At 38.3% G+C, this 15,768-nt stretch carries 16 protein-coding genes and 2 rRNA genes; 10 read left to right on the forward strand and 8 right to left on the reverse strand.

Features of this window, described 5'->3' with window-relative positions; genetic code table 11:
* The 4 genes from DV415_RS00005 to DV415_RS00020 all read left to right on the forward strand — a co-directional run.
* Positions 1 to 179: ribosomal RNA gene (locus DV415_RS00005) — 23S ribosomal RNA — on the forward strand; the annotation flags it as partial.
* Between the two features lie 142 nt (positions 180 to 321).
* Positions 322 to 436: ribosomal RNA gene (gene rrf / locus DV415_RS00010) — 5S ribosomal RNA — on the forward strand.
* Positions 437 to 618: 182 nt separating this feature from the next.
* The gene (gene yihI, locus DV415_RS00015) at positions 619 to 1,179 is read left to right on the forward strand and encodes a Der GTPase-activating protein YihI (RefSeq protein WP_118791101.1); all 561 of its coding nucleotides are present in this window, start codon (positions 619 to 621) and stop codon (positions 1,177 to 1,179) included.
* 3 nt (positions 1,180 to 1,182) lie between these two features.
* A complete protein-coding gene (locus DV415_RS00020) occupies positions 1,183 to 1,623 on the forward strand; it encodes a DUF2489 domain-containing protein (RefSeq protein WP_118791102.1) in 441 nt (146 codons plus the stop codon).
* 65 nt (positions 1,624 to 1,688) lie between these two features.
* On the opposite strand, the gene DV415_RS00025 is transcribed toward DV415_RS00020, so the two are convergent.
* Positions 1,689 to 2,315: a response regulator gene (locus DV415_RS00025; RefSeq protein WP_005635583.1), complete on the reverse strand. Its 627-nt coding sequence runs from the start codon at positions 2,313 to 2,315 to the stop codon at positions 1,689 to 1,691.
* 218 nt (positions 2,316 to 2,533) lie between these two features.
* On the opposite strand from DV415_RS00025, the gene DV415_RS00030 reads away from it, so the two are divergent.
* Together DV415_RS00030 and DV415_RS00035 are read left to right on the forward strand one after the other, a co-directional pair.
* Positions 2,534 to 2,887 carry a helix-turn-helix domain-containing protein gene (locus DV415_RS00030; protein ID WP_118791689.1) on the forward strand — a complete coding sequence of 118 codons (354 nt, stop codon included), beginning with the start codon at positions 2,534 to 2,536 and terminating at the stop codon, positions 2,885 to 2,887.
* Complete coding sequence (locus tag DV415_RS00035) at positions 2,875 to 3,693, forward strand: IS3 family transposase (protein WP_239990897.1); 819 nt, start codon at positions 2,875 to 2,877, stop codon at positions 3,691 to 3,693. The genes DV415_RS00030 and DV415_RS00035 overlap by 13 nt, the downstream gene beginning before the upstream one ends.
* 68 nt (positions 3,694 to 3,761) lie before the next feature.
* On the opposite strand, the gene lysA is transcribed toward DV415_RS00035, so the two are convergent.
* Together lysA and lptM are read right to left on the reverse strand one after the other, a co-directional pair.
* Entirely contained in the window at positions 3,762 to 5,009 is a 1,248-nt protein-coding gene (gene lysA / locus DV415_RS00040; protein ID WP_118791690.1) for a diaminopimelate decarboxylase, read from the reverse strand.
* 41 nt (positions 5,010 to 5,050) lie between these two features.
* A complete protein-coding gene (lptM, locus tag DV415_RS10275; RefSeq protein WP_118791691.1) occupies positions 5,051 to 5,167 on the reverse strand; it encodes an LPS translocon maturation chaperone LptM in 117 nt (38 codons plus the stop codon).
* Positions 5,168 to 5,264: 97 nt separating this feature from the next.
* Between lptM and cyaY the strand changes: the two genes are divergently transcribed.
* Together cyaY and recQ are read left to right on the forward strand one after the other, a co-directional pair.
* On the forward strand, positions 5,265 to 5,570 hold the full coding sequence (cyaY, locus tag DV415_RS00050; RefSeq protein ID WP_005635590.1) for an iron donor protein CyaY: 306 nt from the start codon (positions 5,265 to 5,267) through the stop codon (positions 5,568 to 5,570).
* 1 nt (position 5,571) lies between these two features.
* Positions 5,572 to 7,419: a DNA helicase RecQ gene (gene recQ, locus DV415_RS00055; RefSeq protein ID WP_118791692.1), complete on the forward strand. Its 1,848-nt coding sequence runs from the start codon at positions 5,572 to 5,574 to the stop codon at positions 7,417 to 7,419.
* 100 nt (positions 7,420 to 7,519) lie between these two features.
* Here recQ and DV415_RS00060 read toward each other — a convergent pair whose 3' ends face one another.
* Complete coding sequence (locus tag DV415_RS00060) at positions 7,520 to 8,308, reverse strand: glycosyltransferase family 32 protein (protein WP_118776244.1); 789 nt, start codon at positions 8,306 to 8,308, stop codon at positions 7,520 to 7,522.
* A gap of 235 nt (positions 8,309 to 8,543) precedes the next feature.
* Between DV415_RS00060 and DV415_RS10155 the strand changes: the two genes are divergently transcribed.
* A complete protein-coding gene (locus tag DV415_RS10155) occupies positions 8,544 to 8,696 on the forward strand; it encodes a hypothetical protein (protein WP_192877120.1) in 153 nt (50 codons plus the stop codon).
* Positions 8,697 to 8,780: 84 nt separating this feature from the next.
* A complete protein-coding gene (gene proS, locus DV415_RS00065; protein WP_118791693.1) occupies positions 8,781 to 10,499 on the forward strand; it encodes a proline--tRNA ligase in 1,719 nt (572 codons plus the stop codon).
* A gap of 88 nt (positions 10,500 to 10,587) precedes the next feature.
* Here the strand turns inward: proS and lptD are convergent, their stop codons facing one another.
* The 4 genes from lptD to DV415_RS00085 form a co-directional block, all read right to left on the reverse strand.
* Entirely contained in the window at positions 10,588 to 12,933 is a 2,346-nt protein-coding gene (gene lptD / locus DV415_RS00070) for an LPS assembly protein LptD (protein ID WP_118791694.1), read from the reverse strand.
* Between the two features lie 162 nt (positions 12,934 to 13,095).
* Entirely contained in the window at positions 13,096 to 13,563 is a 468-nt protein-coding gene (locus DV415_RS00075) for a hypothetical protein (RefSeq protein WP_118791695.1), read from the reverse strand.
* 65 nt (positions 13,564 to 13,628) lie between these two features.
* On the reverse strand, positions 13,629 to 15,038 hold the full coding sequence (locus tag DV415_RS00080) for a multicopper oxidase domain-containing protein (protein WP_118791696.1): 1,410 nt from the start codon (positions 15,036 to 15,038) through the stop codon (positions 13,629 to 13,631).
* A gap of 1 nt (position 15,039) precedes the next feature.
* A complete protein-coding gene (locus DV415_RS00085) occupies positions 15,040 to 15,762 on the reverse strand; it encodes a 1-acylglycerol-3-phosphate O-acyltransferase (RefSeq protein WP_118785566.1) in 723 nt (240 codons plus the stop codon).
* Positions 15,763 to 15,768: the final 6 nt, after the last annotated feature.

Genomic DNA, 15,768 nt, shown 5'->3' on the forward strand with positions numbered 1-15,768 from the left:
GCTAAGTGCGGAAGAGATAAGTGCTGAAAGCATCTAAGCACGAAACTTGCCAAGAGATGAGTTCTCCCAATCTTATAGATTGTAAGGGTTGTTTAAGACTAAGACGTAGATAGGCAGGGTGTGTAAGTGATGTGAGTCATTGAGCTAACCTGTACTAATTGCCCGAGAGGCTTAACTATACAACGCTCAAGTGTTTTTGGAAAACAGAGTAAAAGAAATTAACTAAACGTTCAGCTTGTGGCCAATAAGAACGAGTGAAAGGTCGAGTAAGAGCTGAGTAGCGAAAGATAAAAGAGAAAAGACAAGTTATCAAAGAATTATCCTGGCGGCGATAGTGCGGTGGAACCACCTGAACCATACCGAACTCAGAAGTGAAACGCTGTAATGCCGATGGTAGTGTGGGGCATCCCCATGTGAGAGTAGGGCACCGCCAGGTTACCAAATACTTATCTAAGTTAAATTAAATAAAAACAGAAGAACCCCGTGTCGAAAGATATGGGGTTTTTCTTTTTTAGAAGTTTATACTTTAACAAAATCAGTTTATATAAAGTTTATATTTATTAGTGAGAAAAACACGCACTAGTGATACAATCCGAAAAATTTTAAGAAAGGTACCCTATGGCTCGTAAGAAAAAAACACGTCGAATTACCGATATTATGCCAATTCGAAAAGCAGATAAAAAAATAGATATAACAAAAGTGCGCACTGGTAAAAAGCTTACACGTTATGAATTGGATGCTAAAGCTCGTGAAGATAAGAAAAAACGTAAGCATAAAGGTTTAGCTTCAGGATCTCGTCATAGTGCGGTTGAAGAAAAAGCGAATAAACTTCAAAATGAAATTAAAGATCCAAAAATTGGTAGTAAGAAAAAGATACCGTTGGTTGTTGAATTTATTAATAAACCTGAAAAAGGTCAATTAATTCCTGTAATAAAACAGGTGAAAAAACAAGATCCAATGAAAGAGCTTGAAAATCTGGAAAATAACGAAATTCTTAATGAATTATTGGATGCTTTAGATGAAGGTAAAACTATTAGTAAAGTAGATCAACAATTTGTAGATGAATGCTTAGATCGAATTTCTGAATTAATGGAAGAACTTGGCATTGAAGACGAAGATGAAAGTGAAGATGATTTATACCGCACTTTCGAGCATATCGATATTAACCAATTTAGATAAGTTATGATTTGGTTATTTATTGTAATTGCATTTTTCTTGCTGATTGGATTGAGTTTATATGCAATATATTTATTAAAACAGTTAAAAATCCAAAAGGAATTGATTACTAAAGCCAAGCATCAGCGCACTATACGATTAAAAGAAAGCATTGATGTTATTGCTCGAGCAATGCAATCTGGGGAATGTAATACTTCAGAAGGAGTAATCCGTCTTACAATGCTATTGAGGCCTTTTGGTAAGAATTTATCTACTTATCCTGCGATGGCTAACTTATATGAAGTTGTGCGTGATATGCCTACACATGATGCTCGTAAATTGCTTGATAAAAGAGCAAGAATGCGTCTAGATTTAGATCGGGAAAGTGCAGAAGTACAATTTGAACAAGATATTAAAAAAGAATTGTATATATTATTAGAAGATATTAAATCTATTGAATTAATGTAAATAGTGTGACTGTAAAGAAAAATGCGCTAAGTCTCTCCTAGCGCATTTTTTTATGATTATTTTTGTTAACGATTTTGTTCAAAAAATAATACCGTTGCGGCAACGCGAGAATGTACATTTAATTTGCGCAATAAATTACGGATATGTACTTTCACGGTTTCTTCTGAAATAAACAGTTGTGCTGCGATTTGTTTATTTGATAGACCTGTCGCAATTTGACGAAGTACGCCCATTTCACGATCCGTTAGGCTGTCTAATGGATTTTCTTCATGAGTACGTTCTAATAGTAAATTTTTAATAGAATCACTCAGAATGACTTCACCTTGTGCAATGCGCTTTATTTGGTCTAGTAAAGTATCTGGTTCCGTATCTTTTAGCAAGTAACCATCTGCACCTGCATCAATCAGAGTATAAATATCATTTTTTGCATCAGACACTGTTAAAATTAAGATTCGTGCATCGACGCCTTCTGCGCGTAATCCTTTGAGCGTATCTAACCCAGAAAGTCCTTTCATGTTGAGATCTAAAATGATCACATCAGGTGATGTTTGTAATGCCACAGAAATCCCTTCTGTGCCGCTGCCTACGTCAGCCACCACTTCAAAGTTATCGTCTAATTCTACAAGTTGTTTAATGCCACGACGCATTAACGGATGGTCGTCAATCAATAAAACTTTTAGTTTTTCTTGCATAATTTCCCCTTTAGTGGCAAAAGTCCACATTTAAAAAATGTAGTATTCTATAAAGAATTCAATTCTATGCCAATCTAGAATAGAAAAAAATTTGATTTATCTCACAAACTTACTGTTTGAGGTAGGTTGATTGATGGATAGAAAAAAGAGCGGTAGAAAATGATCTGCACCCCAAAAGTTGGACTCAACAAACCAACAATTGAGGTGCAGATTTTTTTATGGGTAAACACTACACAATCGAATTTAAATTACAGGTTCTCCAACCTATTCTGAATCGGAAAATGAGTATTAGAGAAGCTGCTCGTTTTTACAATATTCCTTCAAACGCCTTAGTCGGGACATGGTTGAAACGGTTTGAAAAAAGTGGCATAAAAGGACTTATTCCCCGTAAACCATCAGGACAACCGCCGATGAAACCCAAATATGCAAAAATGCCACCGCCACCTAAAACAGAAGAAGACCGTTTACGCCTGAGAATTTTACAGCTTGAAGCGGAGGTGGCCTACCTAAAGGAGTTGAGAAGGCTCAGACTTCAGGACGAAGCCGAGCAACGGAAATTATCCAAAGGTTAAGAACACGCTATCCGTTAAAATGGCTTTTAGGCTTTGCACGGTTAGCGCGTAGTACGTTTTTTGCAAAACTTCAGATTAAACTGGATAAGGATGAGCCGCTGAAAAAGGCTATTAAACGCATCAAAGCCAATCATCCTGATTATGGCTATCGACGCGTTCATGCCTGCTTGCCAGGCGTAAATCATAAAAAAGTCCAACGTTTAATGCAGACACTTGGGCTTCAAGTGCGGTCAAGAAAAAGCAAGAAATTTACGACCTATCGAGGCACGATAGGGGTTATAGCCCCAAATCATCTTGAACGCGATTTTAGTGCAACGGCCCCGAAACAAAAATGGGTAACTGATATCACCGAGTTTAAGGCGAAAGATGGAAGTAAAGTCTATTTATCCCCTATTTTAGACTTATTTAACAATGAGATAGTCTCCTATAATCTCAGCTATTCCCCAAACTGGGCACAAGTAGAGGACATGTTAATGCAAGCCGTCAAAGGATTAAATAAAGCTTGTGGTGTCATTTTACATTCAGACCAGGGATGGCAATATCAAATGGTGGCTTATCGTCGAATTTTAGCTGAACATGGCATCATTCAAAGTATGTCGAGAAAAGGGAATTGCTTGGACAATGCCGCGATGGAAAGTTTCTTTGGGCGGTTAAAAACGGAATGTTTTTATGGTCGGGAATTTAAAACAAAAGAAGAGATAGTTGATGCTGTCAGAGATTATTTGGATTACTATAATCATCGACGGATTCAACTAAAATTAAAAGGACTGAGTCCGATACAATATCGAAAACAATCCTTTAAATAACAGTCTAACTTTTTGGGGTCAGATCAAAAAATAGATAATTTTTTACCGCTCTTTTAGGATAAGAAAGATTAAATGGTCGACTCTAATGCCCAAAGTTCTTGTAAGGTTTCTCGACGACGAATTAAATAGGATTTATCTCTATCTACTAAAACTTCTGCAGTACGGGGTCTTGAGTTATAGTTTGATGACATGCTTGCTCCATAGGCGCCTGCTGAGCATTGAGCTATATAATCACCTTCAGCAATAGAAAGTTCTCGTTGTTTACCTAAGAAATCAGACGTTTCGCAAACTGGCCCCACAACATCATAAATGGCTTTTTCTCTTGCTAAAGTGCGGTCAGTTTCTACGATATTCATATAAGCCTCATACAATGCAGGGCGGATCATATCGTTCATTCCTGTGTCGGTAATCGCGAAATTACGACTTTCATTATTTTTTAGGTATTGCACTTTGGCCACTAAAATTCCCGCATTTGCAGAAATTGCTCTGCCTGGTTCAAGAATAATTTCAAGTTCAGAATGATTTTTTAGTTTTTCTAACAATGCACTGGCGTAATCGCTTGGGTGAGGTGGTATTTCATCCGTATAAGTCACGCCTAAACCACCGCCCAGATCGAGATGTTTTAAGTTAATCTCATCTTCTTTTAATTGTTCCATTAGGACAATTAAGCGATCTGCTGCATCTAAGAATGGTTGTAATTCAGTGAGTTGTGAGCCTATGTGACAATCCATCCCTGTTATTTTTATGTTTGGCAGCGTTGAGGCTAATTTATATACCTCTCGAGCTTCATTGACGCTTACACCAAATTTATTTTCTTTTAATCCTGTTGAGATATAAGGGTGCGTATGCGCATCAACATCTGGATTCACTCGTAAAGATATTGGCGCTATTTTCCTCATCTCGCCTGCGATCTGGTTAATGTATTTGAGTTCAGAAACTGATTCCACATTAAAGCAACGGATTCCAACTTCTAGTGCTCGAATAATTTCTTCTCGCGATTTTGCTACGCCCGAAAAAACAACTTTTGATGCATCGCCACCCGCGGCAAGTACACGCTCAAGTTCGCCTTGCGAGACAATATCGAAACCTGAACCTAGTTTTGCCATGATATTTAATACGCCGATATTTGAGCAAGATTTTACGGCAAAGCAAATTAAGTGAGGACGCTTACCGAAGGCTGAGTCAAAAGCATGCCAATGGCGTTCAAGTGTTGCGCGAGAATATACATAAAGAGGTGTACCGAATTGTTCAGCAAGTTGTTGAACCGGAATATCTTCAGCATAAAGCTTATTATTTTTATATTGGAAGAAATTCATGTTGTGTTCCTGTTTTTTGGGGATTTTAATTGGATAATCGCTTATTTGTTTTGTTGTGCTTGTTCTTTTTCTGGGAAATATAAAGGACCTTTTACGCCGCATCCTGTTGCCACAATGCAAATTGCACTAAGCACTAAAATTGATAGTAGTTTTTTCATTTTTCTCTCTCTTACTTATCGGTAAATCCGCCTTTCACAAGCTTAAGAAAGGCTTTATAATTTGCCGCATTCTATCAGATTTAAACAGGAACATTTTATGAATATTGCAGAATTTCACCAAAATATTGAACAAGTTTGGCAAAAAATTGAAGAAGAATTAGAAGCGCAAGGTGCGGATGTAGATTGTGAAACGCAAGGTTCAGTATTTACAATCACCTTTGATAATCGCACACAAATAGTGATTAACAAGCAAGAACCATTACTTGAGCTTTGGATTGCGAGTAAATTAGGTGGTTTTCATTTTGCTTTTAAAAATGGCGACTGGGTTTCTAACGACGGAAAACGTTTTTGGGATTGTTTAGTAGAAGCTTGTGCTGCACATGGCGAGAACGTGCAGTTCTAAGATGCTTGATTCTCCTTTATCACCAAAAATAATAGAAAAACCAACCGCACTTTCTGTTTTGAAATCGGTTTTCGGTTATCAATCTTTCCGTAAAGGGCAGGAAGAAGTCATCAATGCCGCTTTAAACGGACAAGATGCTTTGGTGGTAATGGCAACGGGGAATGGAAAATCACTTTGTTATCAAATTCCCGCGCTTTGTTTTGAGGGATTAACTTTAGTGATTTCTCCGCTGATTTCCTTGATGAAAGATCAAGTGGATCAGCTTCAAGCTAGTGGAATTGAGGCGGATTTTCTTAATTCTAGTCAGACTTTAGAACAGCAGCAAAAAGTACAAAATAAACTGATTTCTGGGCAACTTAAACTGCTTTATGTGTCGCCAGAAAAAGTGATGACGAACAGTTTCTTTCAACTTATTTCTTATAGCAAAGTCTGCTTTATTGCGATTGATGAAGCACACTGCATTTCTCAATGGGGGCATGATTTTCGCCCTGAATATACCCAGCTTGGTGGTTTAAAAGCTAGTTTCCCTCATGCACCGATTATGGCGCTCACTGCGACAGCTGATTATGCGACTCGCCAAGATATTTTGACTCACCTCAATCTAGAAAATCCACATAGATATATTGGTAGTTTTGATCGACCAAACATTCGTTATACTTTGGAAGAAAAATATAAACCAATGGAGCAATTGACACGTTTTGTGTTGGCTCAAAAGGGCAAGAGTGGAATTATTTATTGCAACAGCCGAAACAAGGTTGAGCGAATTGCGGAAAGTTTACGCAATAAAGGTGTCTCTGCTGCTGCTTATCATGCGGGAATGGAAACGGCACTGCGTGAGCGTGTGCAACAGGATTTTCAGCGTGATAATGTTCAAGTAGTCGTCGCAACCATTGCTTTTGGAATGGGTATTAATAAATCCAATGTGCGGTTTGTTGCCCATTTTGATTTACCTCGCAGCATTGAATCTTACTATCAGGAAACGGGGCGAGCAGGACGTGATGATTTGCCTGCAGAGGCTGTTTTGTTTTATGAGCCGGCGGATTACGCTTGGTTACAAAAAATTCTCTTAGAAAAGCCAGAAACGCCACAGCGTCAGATTGAGCAGCATAAATTAGAAGCTATAGGTGAATTTGCAGAAAGCCAGACTTGTCGCCGTTTAGTTCTTCTCAATTATTTTGGTGAGCATCGACAAACACCATGCAATAACTGTGATATTTGCCTTGATCCTCCTAAAAAATATGATGGATTAGTCGATGCGCAAAAAGTAATGTCTACTATTTATCGAGTGGGGCAATGTTTCGGTGCACATTATGTGATTGCGGTGCTGCGTGGAATGCACAATCAGAAAATTATTGAACGCCAACATGATAAACTTTCAGTGTATGGCATCGGAAAAGATAAAAGCAAAGAGCATTGGCAGTCTGTTATTCGTCAGCTTATTCATTTGGGTTTTGTGCAACAGGTCATTGGTGAATTAAATCCAACGTTACAACTTACTGAAAGTGCTAAAGCGATTTTGAAAGGTGAAGAACCATTAGAACTGGCAATGCCTCGTATTTCTGCAATCAGTAAAATTGCCCATAATCCACAACGCCAAAGTGTTGCAAATTACGATAAGGATTTATTTGCACGCTTGCGTTTCTTGCGCAAACAAATTGCCGATAAAGAAAATATTCCACCGTACATTGTCTTTAATGATGCGACCTTGCAAGAAATGGCACAATATATGCCAACAAACAATATTGAAATGCTGCAAATTAATGGCGTGGGCTCTATCAAATTAGAGAGGTTTGGCCAGCCGTTTATGGCATTGATTCAGGAACATAAAGCAATTTTGGCAAAGAGATAGAATAATAGAGGTAAATTTATTTATCCGAGAAAAAGATAACAGACCAGATAACAACTTAAAATGACCACTTAAAAGCAAAAAGCGAGCATCCCCTCTGTAACTATTTTAATAGATCCTCGCTCTTTTTGTAAATCCACTTACTACGTGGCTTGTCGATATATTGGAAGTATTCGTTGGTAAATGTTCCTTGAGTGCACGTGACTTTGTCCTGACGAGTATTTATCATTTTAGGGTCAATTACTGCATTTAATGTTTCAGGACCTGTCATTGCAAAAACGCCTCCGTCTATACGGCGGTTTTCGATATTCTCTACAATTAAATCTAGTGTAGCTTTCATAATAGGATGTCCTGTTTCGCACGCAAGGAAGAAGTTGGTGTATTTATCACGGCGTTTGATCAGCACTTCTGAATCTTGCTCACGAATAATTTGAGATAGCGGAAAAACTAAATGCCCGTCGATGTCGATGTAAATTCCACCTTCACGCCAAAGAATAAATACACGCCAGAAATCCGCTTGAGCAGCACCGTCAGTAAGTTGGCTGTAGGCGTTAAAAACGTGTGGCTCAGCGTAGGCTTTAATGTATTCCTCGCGGTTTTCGGTGCTGATATAGCGGTAATCGTAGCTCAAAGACATTAAGCGATTAAACAAATAGTTGCAATATATTGGCAGGGTTACTTTGTTTGAATAATTGGTTTGCCAAATTGTACGGTTGATTTTATCTTGGCGACCTGTACTTAACTTCGCAGCACTAAATTCGGGGATAGTGAAACGTTTTTTGGGAAAAAGGGCGTGAAATGGATAACTCAGAATTTTTACAATGTTTCCTAGCAAGCGGGAAAAACCGTTGCATAGGACAATAAAATTTTCATATTTAACTGATTGATACATAATTGCCCTTGAATTAATAAAAAAGGTATTTCATAAAGAAAATAGATATAATTTGTTTACACTTTCTAAATCATATCACTTTACGAAAATCTATATAGCTTCTAACTTAACTTATTTGAGTATGAAATCATAATGGTTTTACATTATAGCTATTACACCTCAGATAAAATAGCCCAATAACTTAATTATCATGAGCTAATGATTTCAAGAGAATTACGTCACTTAAAGTTAGGATATGAAGGATTACACTTACATAGATAAACAATTCATTGATATATTTCAAATTAATGGCGTGAGCTCTATCAAATTAGAGCGGTTTGGCCAGCCTTTTATGGCATTGATTCAGGAACATAAAGCAATTTTGGCGAAAGCGCAAAATAATGAGTAAGTATCGAAAGTGCGGTTAAAAATCACCGCACTTTTTGTTATACTTGCGCCAATTTTTTCAGTTCTTAGAATCTAAGGTTAAACAATGCGTACAAGTCAATATTTATTCTCCACCCTTAAAGAAACGCCAAATGATGCTCAGGTTGTGAGCCACCAATTAATGTTACGTGCAGGTATGATTCGCCCAATGGCATCAGGTTTATATAACTGGTTGCCGACGGGTATTCGCGTATTGAAAAAAGTAGAAAAGATTATTCGCGAAGAGATGAACAAAGGTGGTGCAATTGAGGTATTAATGCCTGTGGTGCAACCTGCGGAATTATGGGAAGAGTCTGGTCGTTGGGAGCAATATGGCCCTGAGCTTCTTCGTTTTGAAGACCGCGGAAACCGTAACTTTGTACTTGGGCCAACTCACGAAGAAGTGATTACTGATTTAGTGCGCCGAGAAGTTTCTTCATATAAACAGCTTCCACTTAATCTATATCAAATTCAAACGAAATTCCGTGATGAAGTGCGTCCTCGTTTTGGGGTAATGCGTTCGCGTGAATTTATTATGAAAGATGCGTACTCATTTCACACTACACAAGAAAGTTTGCAAGAAACCTATGATGTGATGTATCAAGTGTACAGTAACATTTTTTACCGTTTAGGCTTAGATTTCCGTGCGGTGCAAGCGGATACGGGGTCAATCGGTGGTTCAGCTTCCCATGAGTTCCAAGTGTTAGCTTCAAGCGGGGAAGATGATGTTGTATTCTCAACAGAATCGGATTTTGCGGCGAATATTGAGCTTGCTGAAGCAGTAGCAGTGGGCGAACGCCAAGCACCGACAGCAGAAATGACGTTGGTGGATACACCAAATGCGAAAACTATTAATGAGCTTGTAGAACAATTTAATCAACCAATTACTAAAACTGTGAAAACCTTGATTGTGAAAGGTGCAGACGAAAAACAACCGCTTGTTGCGTTGATTATTCGTGGTGACCATGAATTAAATGAAATCAAAGCACAAAAACACCCATTAGTGGCGGATCCGCTTGAGTTTGCTGACGAAGCAGAAATCAAAGCAAAAATTGGTGCGGGTGTTGGTTCTTTAGGTCCTGTGAATTTAAATATTCCTGCAATTATTGACCGCACTGTAGCGTTAATGTCTGATTTTAGTTGTGGCGCGAATATTGATGGAAAACATTATTTCAATGTGAACTGGGAACGCGATGTAGCAATGCCAGAAGTATTTGATTTACGTAATGTCGTGGAAGGTGATCCAAGTCCAGATGGTAAAGGTACTCTTCAAATTAAACGTGGTATTGAAGTGGGGCATATTTTCCAACTTGGCAAAAAATACTCCGAAGCAATGAAAGCGACCGTGCAAGGCGAAGATGGTAAACCTCTTGTAATGACGATGGGCTGCTACGGTATCGGCGTGACTCGAGTGGTTGCATCAGCGATTGAACAGCATCATGATGATCGCGGTATTATTTGGCCTTCAGATGAAATTGCACCGTTCACTGTGGCGATTGTGCCAATGAACATGCACAAATCTGAAGCCGTGCAAAAATACGCTGAAGAACTTTACCGCACTTTACAATCGCAAGGCGTAGATGTGATTTTTGATGATCGTAAAGAACGCCCTGGCGTGATGTTTGCAGACATGGAACTCATTGGTGTGCCGCATATGGTTGTAATCGGTGAGAAAAACCTAGAGAACGGTGAAATTGAATATAAGAACCGTCGTACCGGTGAAAAAGAAATGATTAGTAAAGATCAATTGCTCAGCGTTTTAAACGAAAAGTTAGGTAATCGCTAATCAGTATTTTATTTTGTATATTGTAACAAAATAGCGGCTATTTTTTAGCCGCTCTTTTTGTTGATTTAACGTTTATATTGAACCATGTTTAATCCAAACTAAATGCTCGAATATAAGGTAGTTTTCCTTTTTCTAACATCTCTTGAATACCGCTTTGATGGTCATTGGTACCTAAACCTCTTAATTCTAAGGTTACGCCAATGCTATTATCGTAAACGACCTCATTATGCTTTTGATTTTGGTGGCTTGTGACATAGCGTCTAGCACCGACACCAACCGCCCAACAACAGCTGTTATACTGGACGCCAATATATTGTTCTACTGGTTTTTGTAAGGCGAGATCTTGATAATAGCGTCCTACTACAGCCCAATTATTCGCTATTTCCCAGCCTACAACTAATCCTACTTGTTGGATATCTTGTTGATATGCGTTGGCTGATTTACCTAAGTTTTGGTCAATATATTCTTGGTTCGCATATCGATAATTTAACTGAATTAAATTATTTTTTTCAGGATTATATTCTAGTGATGTATTCGCTAATGATGTTGAATTGGTATGAGTATCAAATTGATAGCTACCACGCCAATGCCATTTATCACTCATTTTCCAATTAGATTCTAATGCCCAAGCTGATGATGAAGTCGGCGTTTTATTTGCTGGATTTTCATCAATACGAGAATTACTTAAGTAATAAATTTGACCTGCAGATAAATTAAAGCGTTCCTCACCACCAATATCATAAAAACGCGTTGTGCCACCCAATGTAACTTGATTTGCCGATGAAATTCGGTCTAAGCCACTATAACGGCGATCACGGAATAGCGAATAGTAATCTTGCTGTACTAAGGCTGAATCGTAACCAAATCCTAAATATTCATTATTAAGTTTTGAACCAATATTGCTTTGATTTCGGTAAGGACGATATAAATACTGCACATGCGGTTCGAAGGTTTGTGTATAGTCTTTTAAGATCGTTGTATCGCGTGCTAATACGCTTTGTAAATCAACTTTAAATTGTGGAATAACTCGATTTACCGTTTTTTGCACGTTCTCTGCATTTTTTCCTGAACCTTTTTTCTGATCGTAACGAGTTGCATAAAGTTTAGTTTCAATATTCAAACTGCCGTATTTATTTGACATTAAAGAATTTAGACTAGGCTCTACATGGAAACGCCATGCAGTTGGCATTAATTCACTGTCATTATCAAAACGAACTGCTTGTGAATGTAATTTGAAATTTAACCATCCATTAGCCAAATCATGTTTGTAATAATTGAAATCTAATTGTGGCATTGCACGATAAGGGCCGATGTCCACTTCATCGAAAATCTGGAACTGGTGTGCAGAGAGAGAAAAATTATAATTTGGTTGATAATAAGCTATGCGAGCATATTGGTTTGCGTAGCCGTCAGTGCTGCGACCATAAACGGACTCAAAATCACTGAAATAACGTTTATCGCTTACTCGGGTATAATCAATATTTAAACGCCAATTTTGTAAAAAGCTAGAATTGTGATTCCAATAGAACAAATGACGTTTTTGATTATCACTAGAATATTCAGAGTAGCGCTCCTTACCTAAATATTCTCCTGCGACTTTACCTTCTCCAATAGGGGTTAAATAGCGAAATTCCCCATTTGCTTGCCAACCACGGCGAGACATATATTTCGGGGTAAAAGTAAGATCGTAATTAGGTGCGATATTCCAATAAATTGGTTGTGCATACCAAAGACCATCTCGGCTAGATGTTCCCGCACTTGGAATCAACAAGCCAGAACGACGACGATCTCCAATGGGTAATTGTAAGTAAGGGGTATAAAAGACGGGAACGCCATGCACTTTGAAGCGAGCATGCCACATTTCAGCATATTCTTCTTTCACGTATTGACGAATTTCTGACGCATCTACTGCCCAAGCATTATCACCTTGCAAACATGACGTAAAGGTTGCATTCTTCATTACACGATAATTATTATGCAGTGTTATATTATCAGCTTTACCACGTCCTTGACGACCGACAAATTCATATTCTGAATTTGTTAAATTACCATTGTGACTATCTAAATTAAATTCCGCATCTTTACCCAACATATTGATCTGATTATCTTTATAATCAAATCCATCGCGGACATAAGCCATGCGTAAAGGCGTAGGCTGGTTTCCTGATTGTTTTACTTGCACAGATTGTGCTAACAAATGACGATTACCTTGTTTCAAATCCACATTACCTTGATAAATCGCATCATTTGGCTGATTAATTTCTGCATTATCCGCTTCAATATATACAGGCAGGGAATTTACATCACCCGTCACGACTTCACCGCTAAATTTTGGCACGCCCATTAAACATTGTTCATGCAAATCCGCCAAACTTTGTTGGCTATAAAGTGCGGTCAAAATAGCAAGTGAAATTAAAGTGTGTTTTTTATTCATCGTCTTGTTTTAATTTGTCAGAAAATTGGTCAGATTATACTGGAAAAAGCTCAAGGCTAGTAATATTTTTCAATAAACTGTTGGTGGAATGTATCTAGGATTTTCTATAATTTTTCTTGCCTAAAATTAAAAAACTCAGCAAAAGCTGAGTTTTTATTTTTCCTATTTTACCACGTTAAATGTCAACGGGTCATAAACAATCTCACCCACTTGAACTTGGATCGTATATTGACCTCTAGGATCCTTTTCATCAAATTTCCAGCAATTTACTACCGTTTTACCTTGGTTTAATGCATCACGAGTGGTTGTGATTGTGTGGGTCATTTGATCTTCAGAAACTTTAACTGAATTTGGATTTTCTGATACAGCAAAGGTTGTTTTTTCAGGCGATTTAAATACTTCGGTAACAGTAATTTGTTTCGCAAAATTACCATTAGCTACCCAGCAAAGTTGGTGTGCTTTAGCTGAACGAGAAATATCTTTTTTACCTAAATCCGTTGGAGTTTTTCCAGACATATCATAGGTTGAAAGGTAAAGTGTTGGTTGCGGTTCTTGTGGAACATCGGACGCGGCAAATACAGATGATGCTGCGCATAAAGAAAGAACGGCTAATGTTAATGATTTTTTCATTACGATTTCCTCTTTAAATAAAGTATGAATGATTAAAATTCATGGTGTTTTTAGGATAGTTAGAACTATTGTACCACCAGTACGCCAATGCATCCCATATCTTCTAGCATTAAATTCGATACCCCAAATAAGAATGGGTAGTTGCCAGAAGATGCTTGATCAAATTTCACTAAAATTTGAGTTTTGTTTTTTACCCAAACTGTATCTTTCCAAGCTAATTCTTCAGCTTGGAATTGATGTTCTCCTTGGCTTTCCACCACAAATTTGGCACCTTGAATAGTAAATCCAACAGGTAAACTTGCATTTAAAATCCAGCGTTCAATGGTGCCTTTATGAGCCATAACATCAACCTTACGTGGGTCAAAACGTCTTTGGTTAATTAAGCCGTTTGTAACATCAATATTAAATTCTCGAGTTTGTGCAACGGCTTGCTGCAACATTGCTGGCGCATCCGTTTCGAAAATGAGGTTTGGTTGTTTGTTAAATGCGGATAGTTGTCCTTGAGCACGTAATTCAAGTACTGTGTTATCTGCCAGTTCATCGCCTGAGAACAACATATTTTTCATTTTTTCGTACAAGCTACGTTTACTTCCGTTAATAAGCGATACGTTGTCAATTTCATTCATATTAACGAGTATTTCTGCGCGTTCGCCTGGCGATAGAACCAAAGATTTGACTGATTTCGCTTTGGGTAAGAAACCTAAATCTTGTGCGATAAGTAGCATTTCTTGATCATTATCCAAGCGTAAATCATAAGCACGAGCTAATGAGGCATTGAGCAAACGTAAACGAATCCAGCCGCGTGCGACATCTAAATATGGTGCTTCAATACCATTTACTAGTAAGCGATTGCCTACAAAGTGCGGTTGATTTTGTTTGAATAATTGGAGACCATCATTATTAAATTCCATATCTTGTAAAATCAATGGAATGTCATCAACGCCATATTTATTGGGAAGATTCGCTTTTAGGCTTTGGTCATCTTCAATTAACCACATTCCAGCTAAGCCACGATAGGTTTGATAGGCTGAGTTGGCTAATGTCGCGGAACGATACCAACAGCTTGCTGCGGGTTGTTCAATAGGCACGATGGGCGCCCAAGACTCGCCTTTTTTTAGTATTCTAGCCGCCCCACCAAACAGTTCACCCGATGCTTGTAAGCCTTGAATAGACAAGGCAACGGATTGTGGCAAATTGTTATGATAATTAAGTTTGGCAAAGCTACCTGATTTGATTTTAATGGTTGGGCCAAGGTAATTACCGTTGAATCCCCATACTGTCACATTGTGTGAGCCATCTAGGGGATAATTCATTTCCTGCATGGTTAATACAATTGGGCGACCGCGGCGAACTTCAATTAGTGGCGGCACAACTAGTTTTTCACGGCTTGCCGCTAACAATGGTGCGGGCACTGTGGAAAGTGCGGTAGAAATCGCAGCTGTTTTTAATAATTGACGGCGGGAAAGGCGTGGCATTTTAGTTTCCTTTTGCTATCTCTTCATCAAGTTCGGCAATGCGTTTTTCCATTAGATCGTGACAATAAGCAGCAAGATCTCGAACACTGTCTTTGGTATAGCCTGAAACATCGATTGGATCCATTATTTCGCAAATCACTTTGCCATTATCCCAGCGATTTAAATTAATTTTGTTATGTGTGGTTGAGCAAACCACTGGAATAATCGGTACACCTGCTGAAATCGCCGCATGGAATGCACCCGTTTTAAAGGGTAATAAACCACGACCGCGACTGCGAGTGCCTTCTGGGAACATCCAAATAGATAAATTATCTTCATTAATTCGTCGTGCGAGTTGCGACATTGTACTGTGTGCTTTTGTGCGGTTTTCTCTATCCAAGAAAATATTGCCCGTTACCCAATACAGAATGCCGAAGAAGGGGATCCAAATTAAACTTTTTTTACCCACACTTACTGTGCGAGGTTGCACCATATAAGAGATTGTTACCATATCATAATTATTTTGGTGATTACCTATATAAATCGCGCGTCCAATCTGCTCTTGATTTTGAGGAATACGATGTTCTACTTTTAAGCCAAAAAGTGGATATAAGCGTCCAAACCAACGTGCAACAATGCCTACATTGCTTGGATTTTTAAAGCGGATAAAAGAATAAATCGTACCCAGTACACAAATTAGAATACAGCAGATTAATACGAGGAAAATTCGAAGTAGTTTTAACATGAGGAT

Source organism: Haemophilus haemolyticus (genome assembly GCF_003490595.1).
Lineage (GTDB): Bacteria > Pseudomonadota > Gammaproteobacteria > Enterobacterales > Pasteurellaceae > Haemophilus > Haemophilus haemolyticus_L.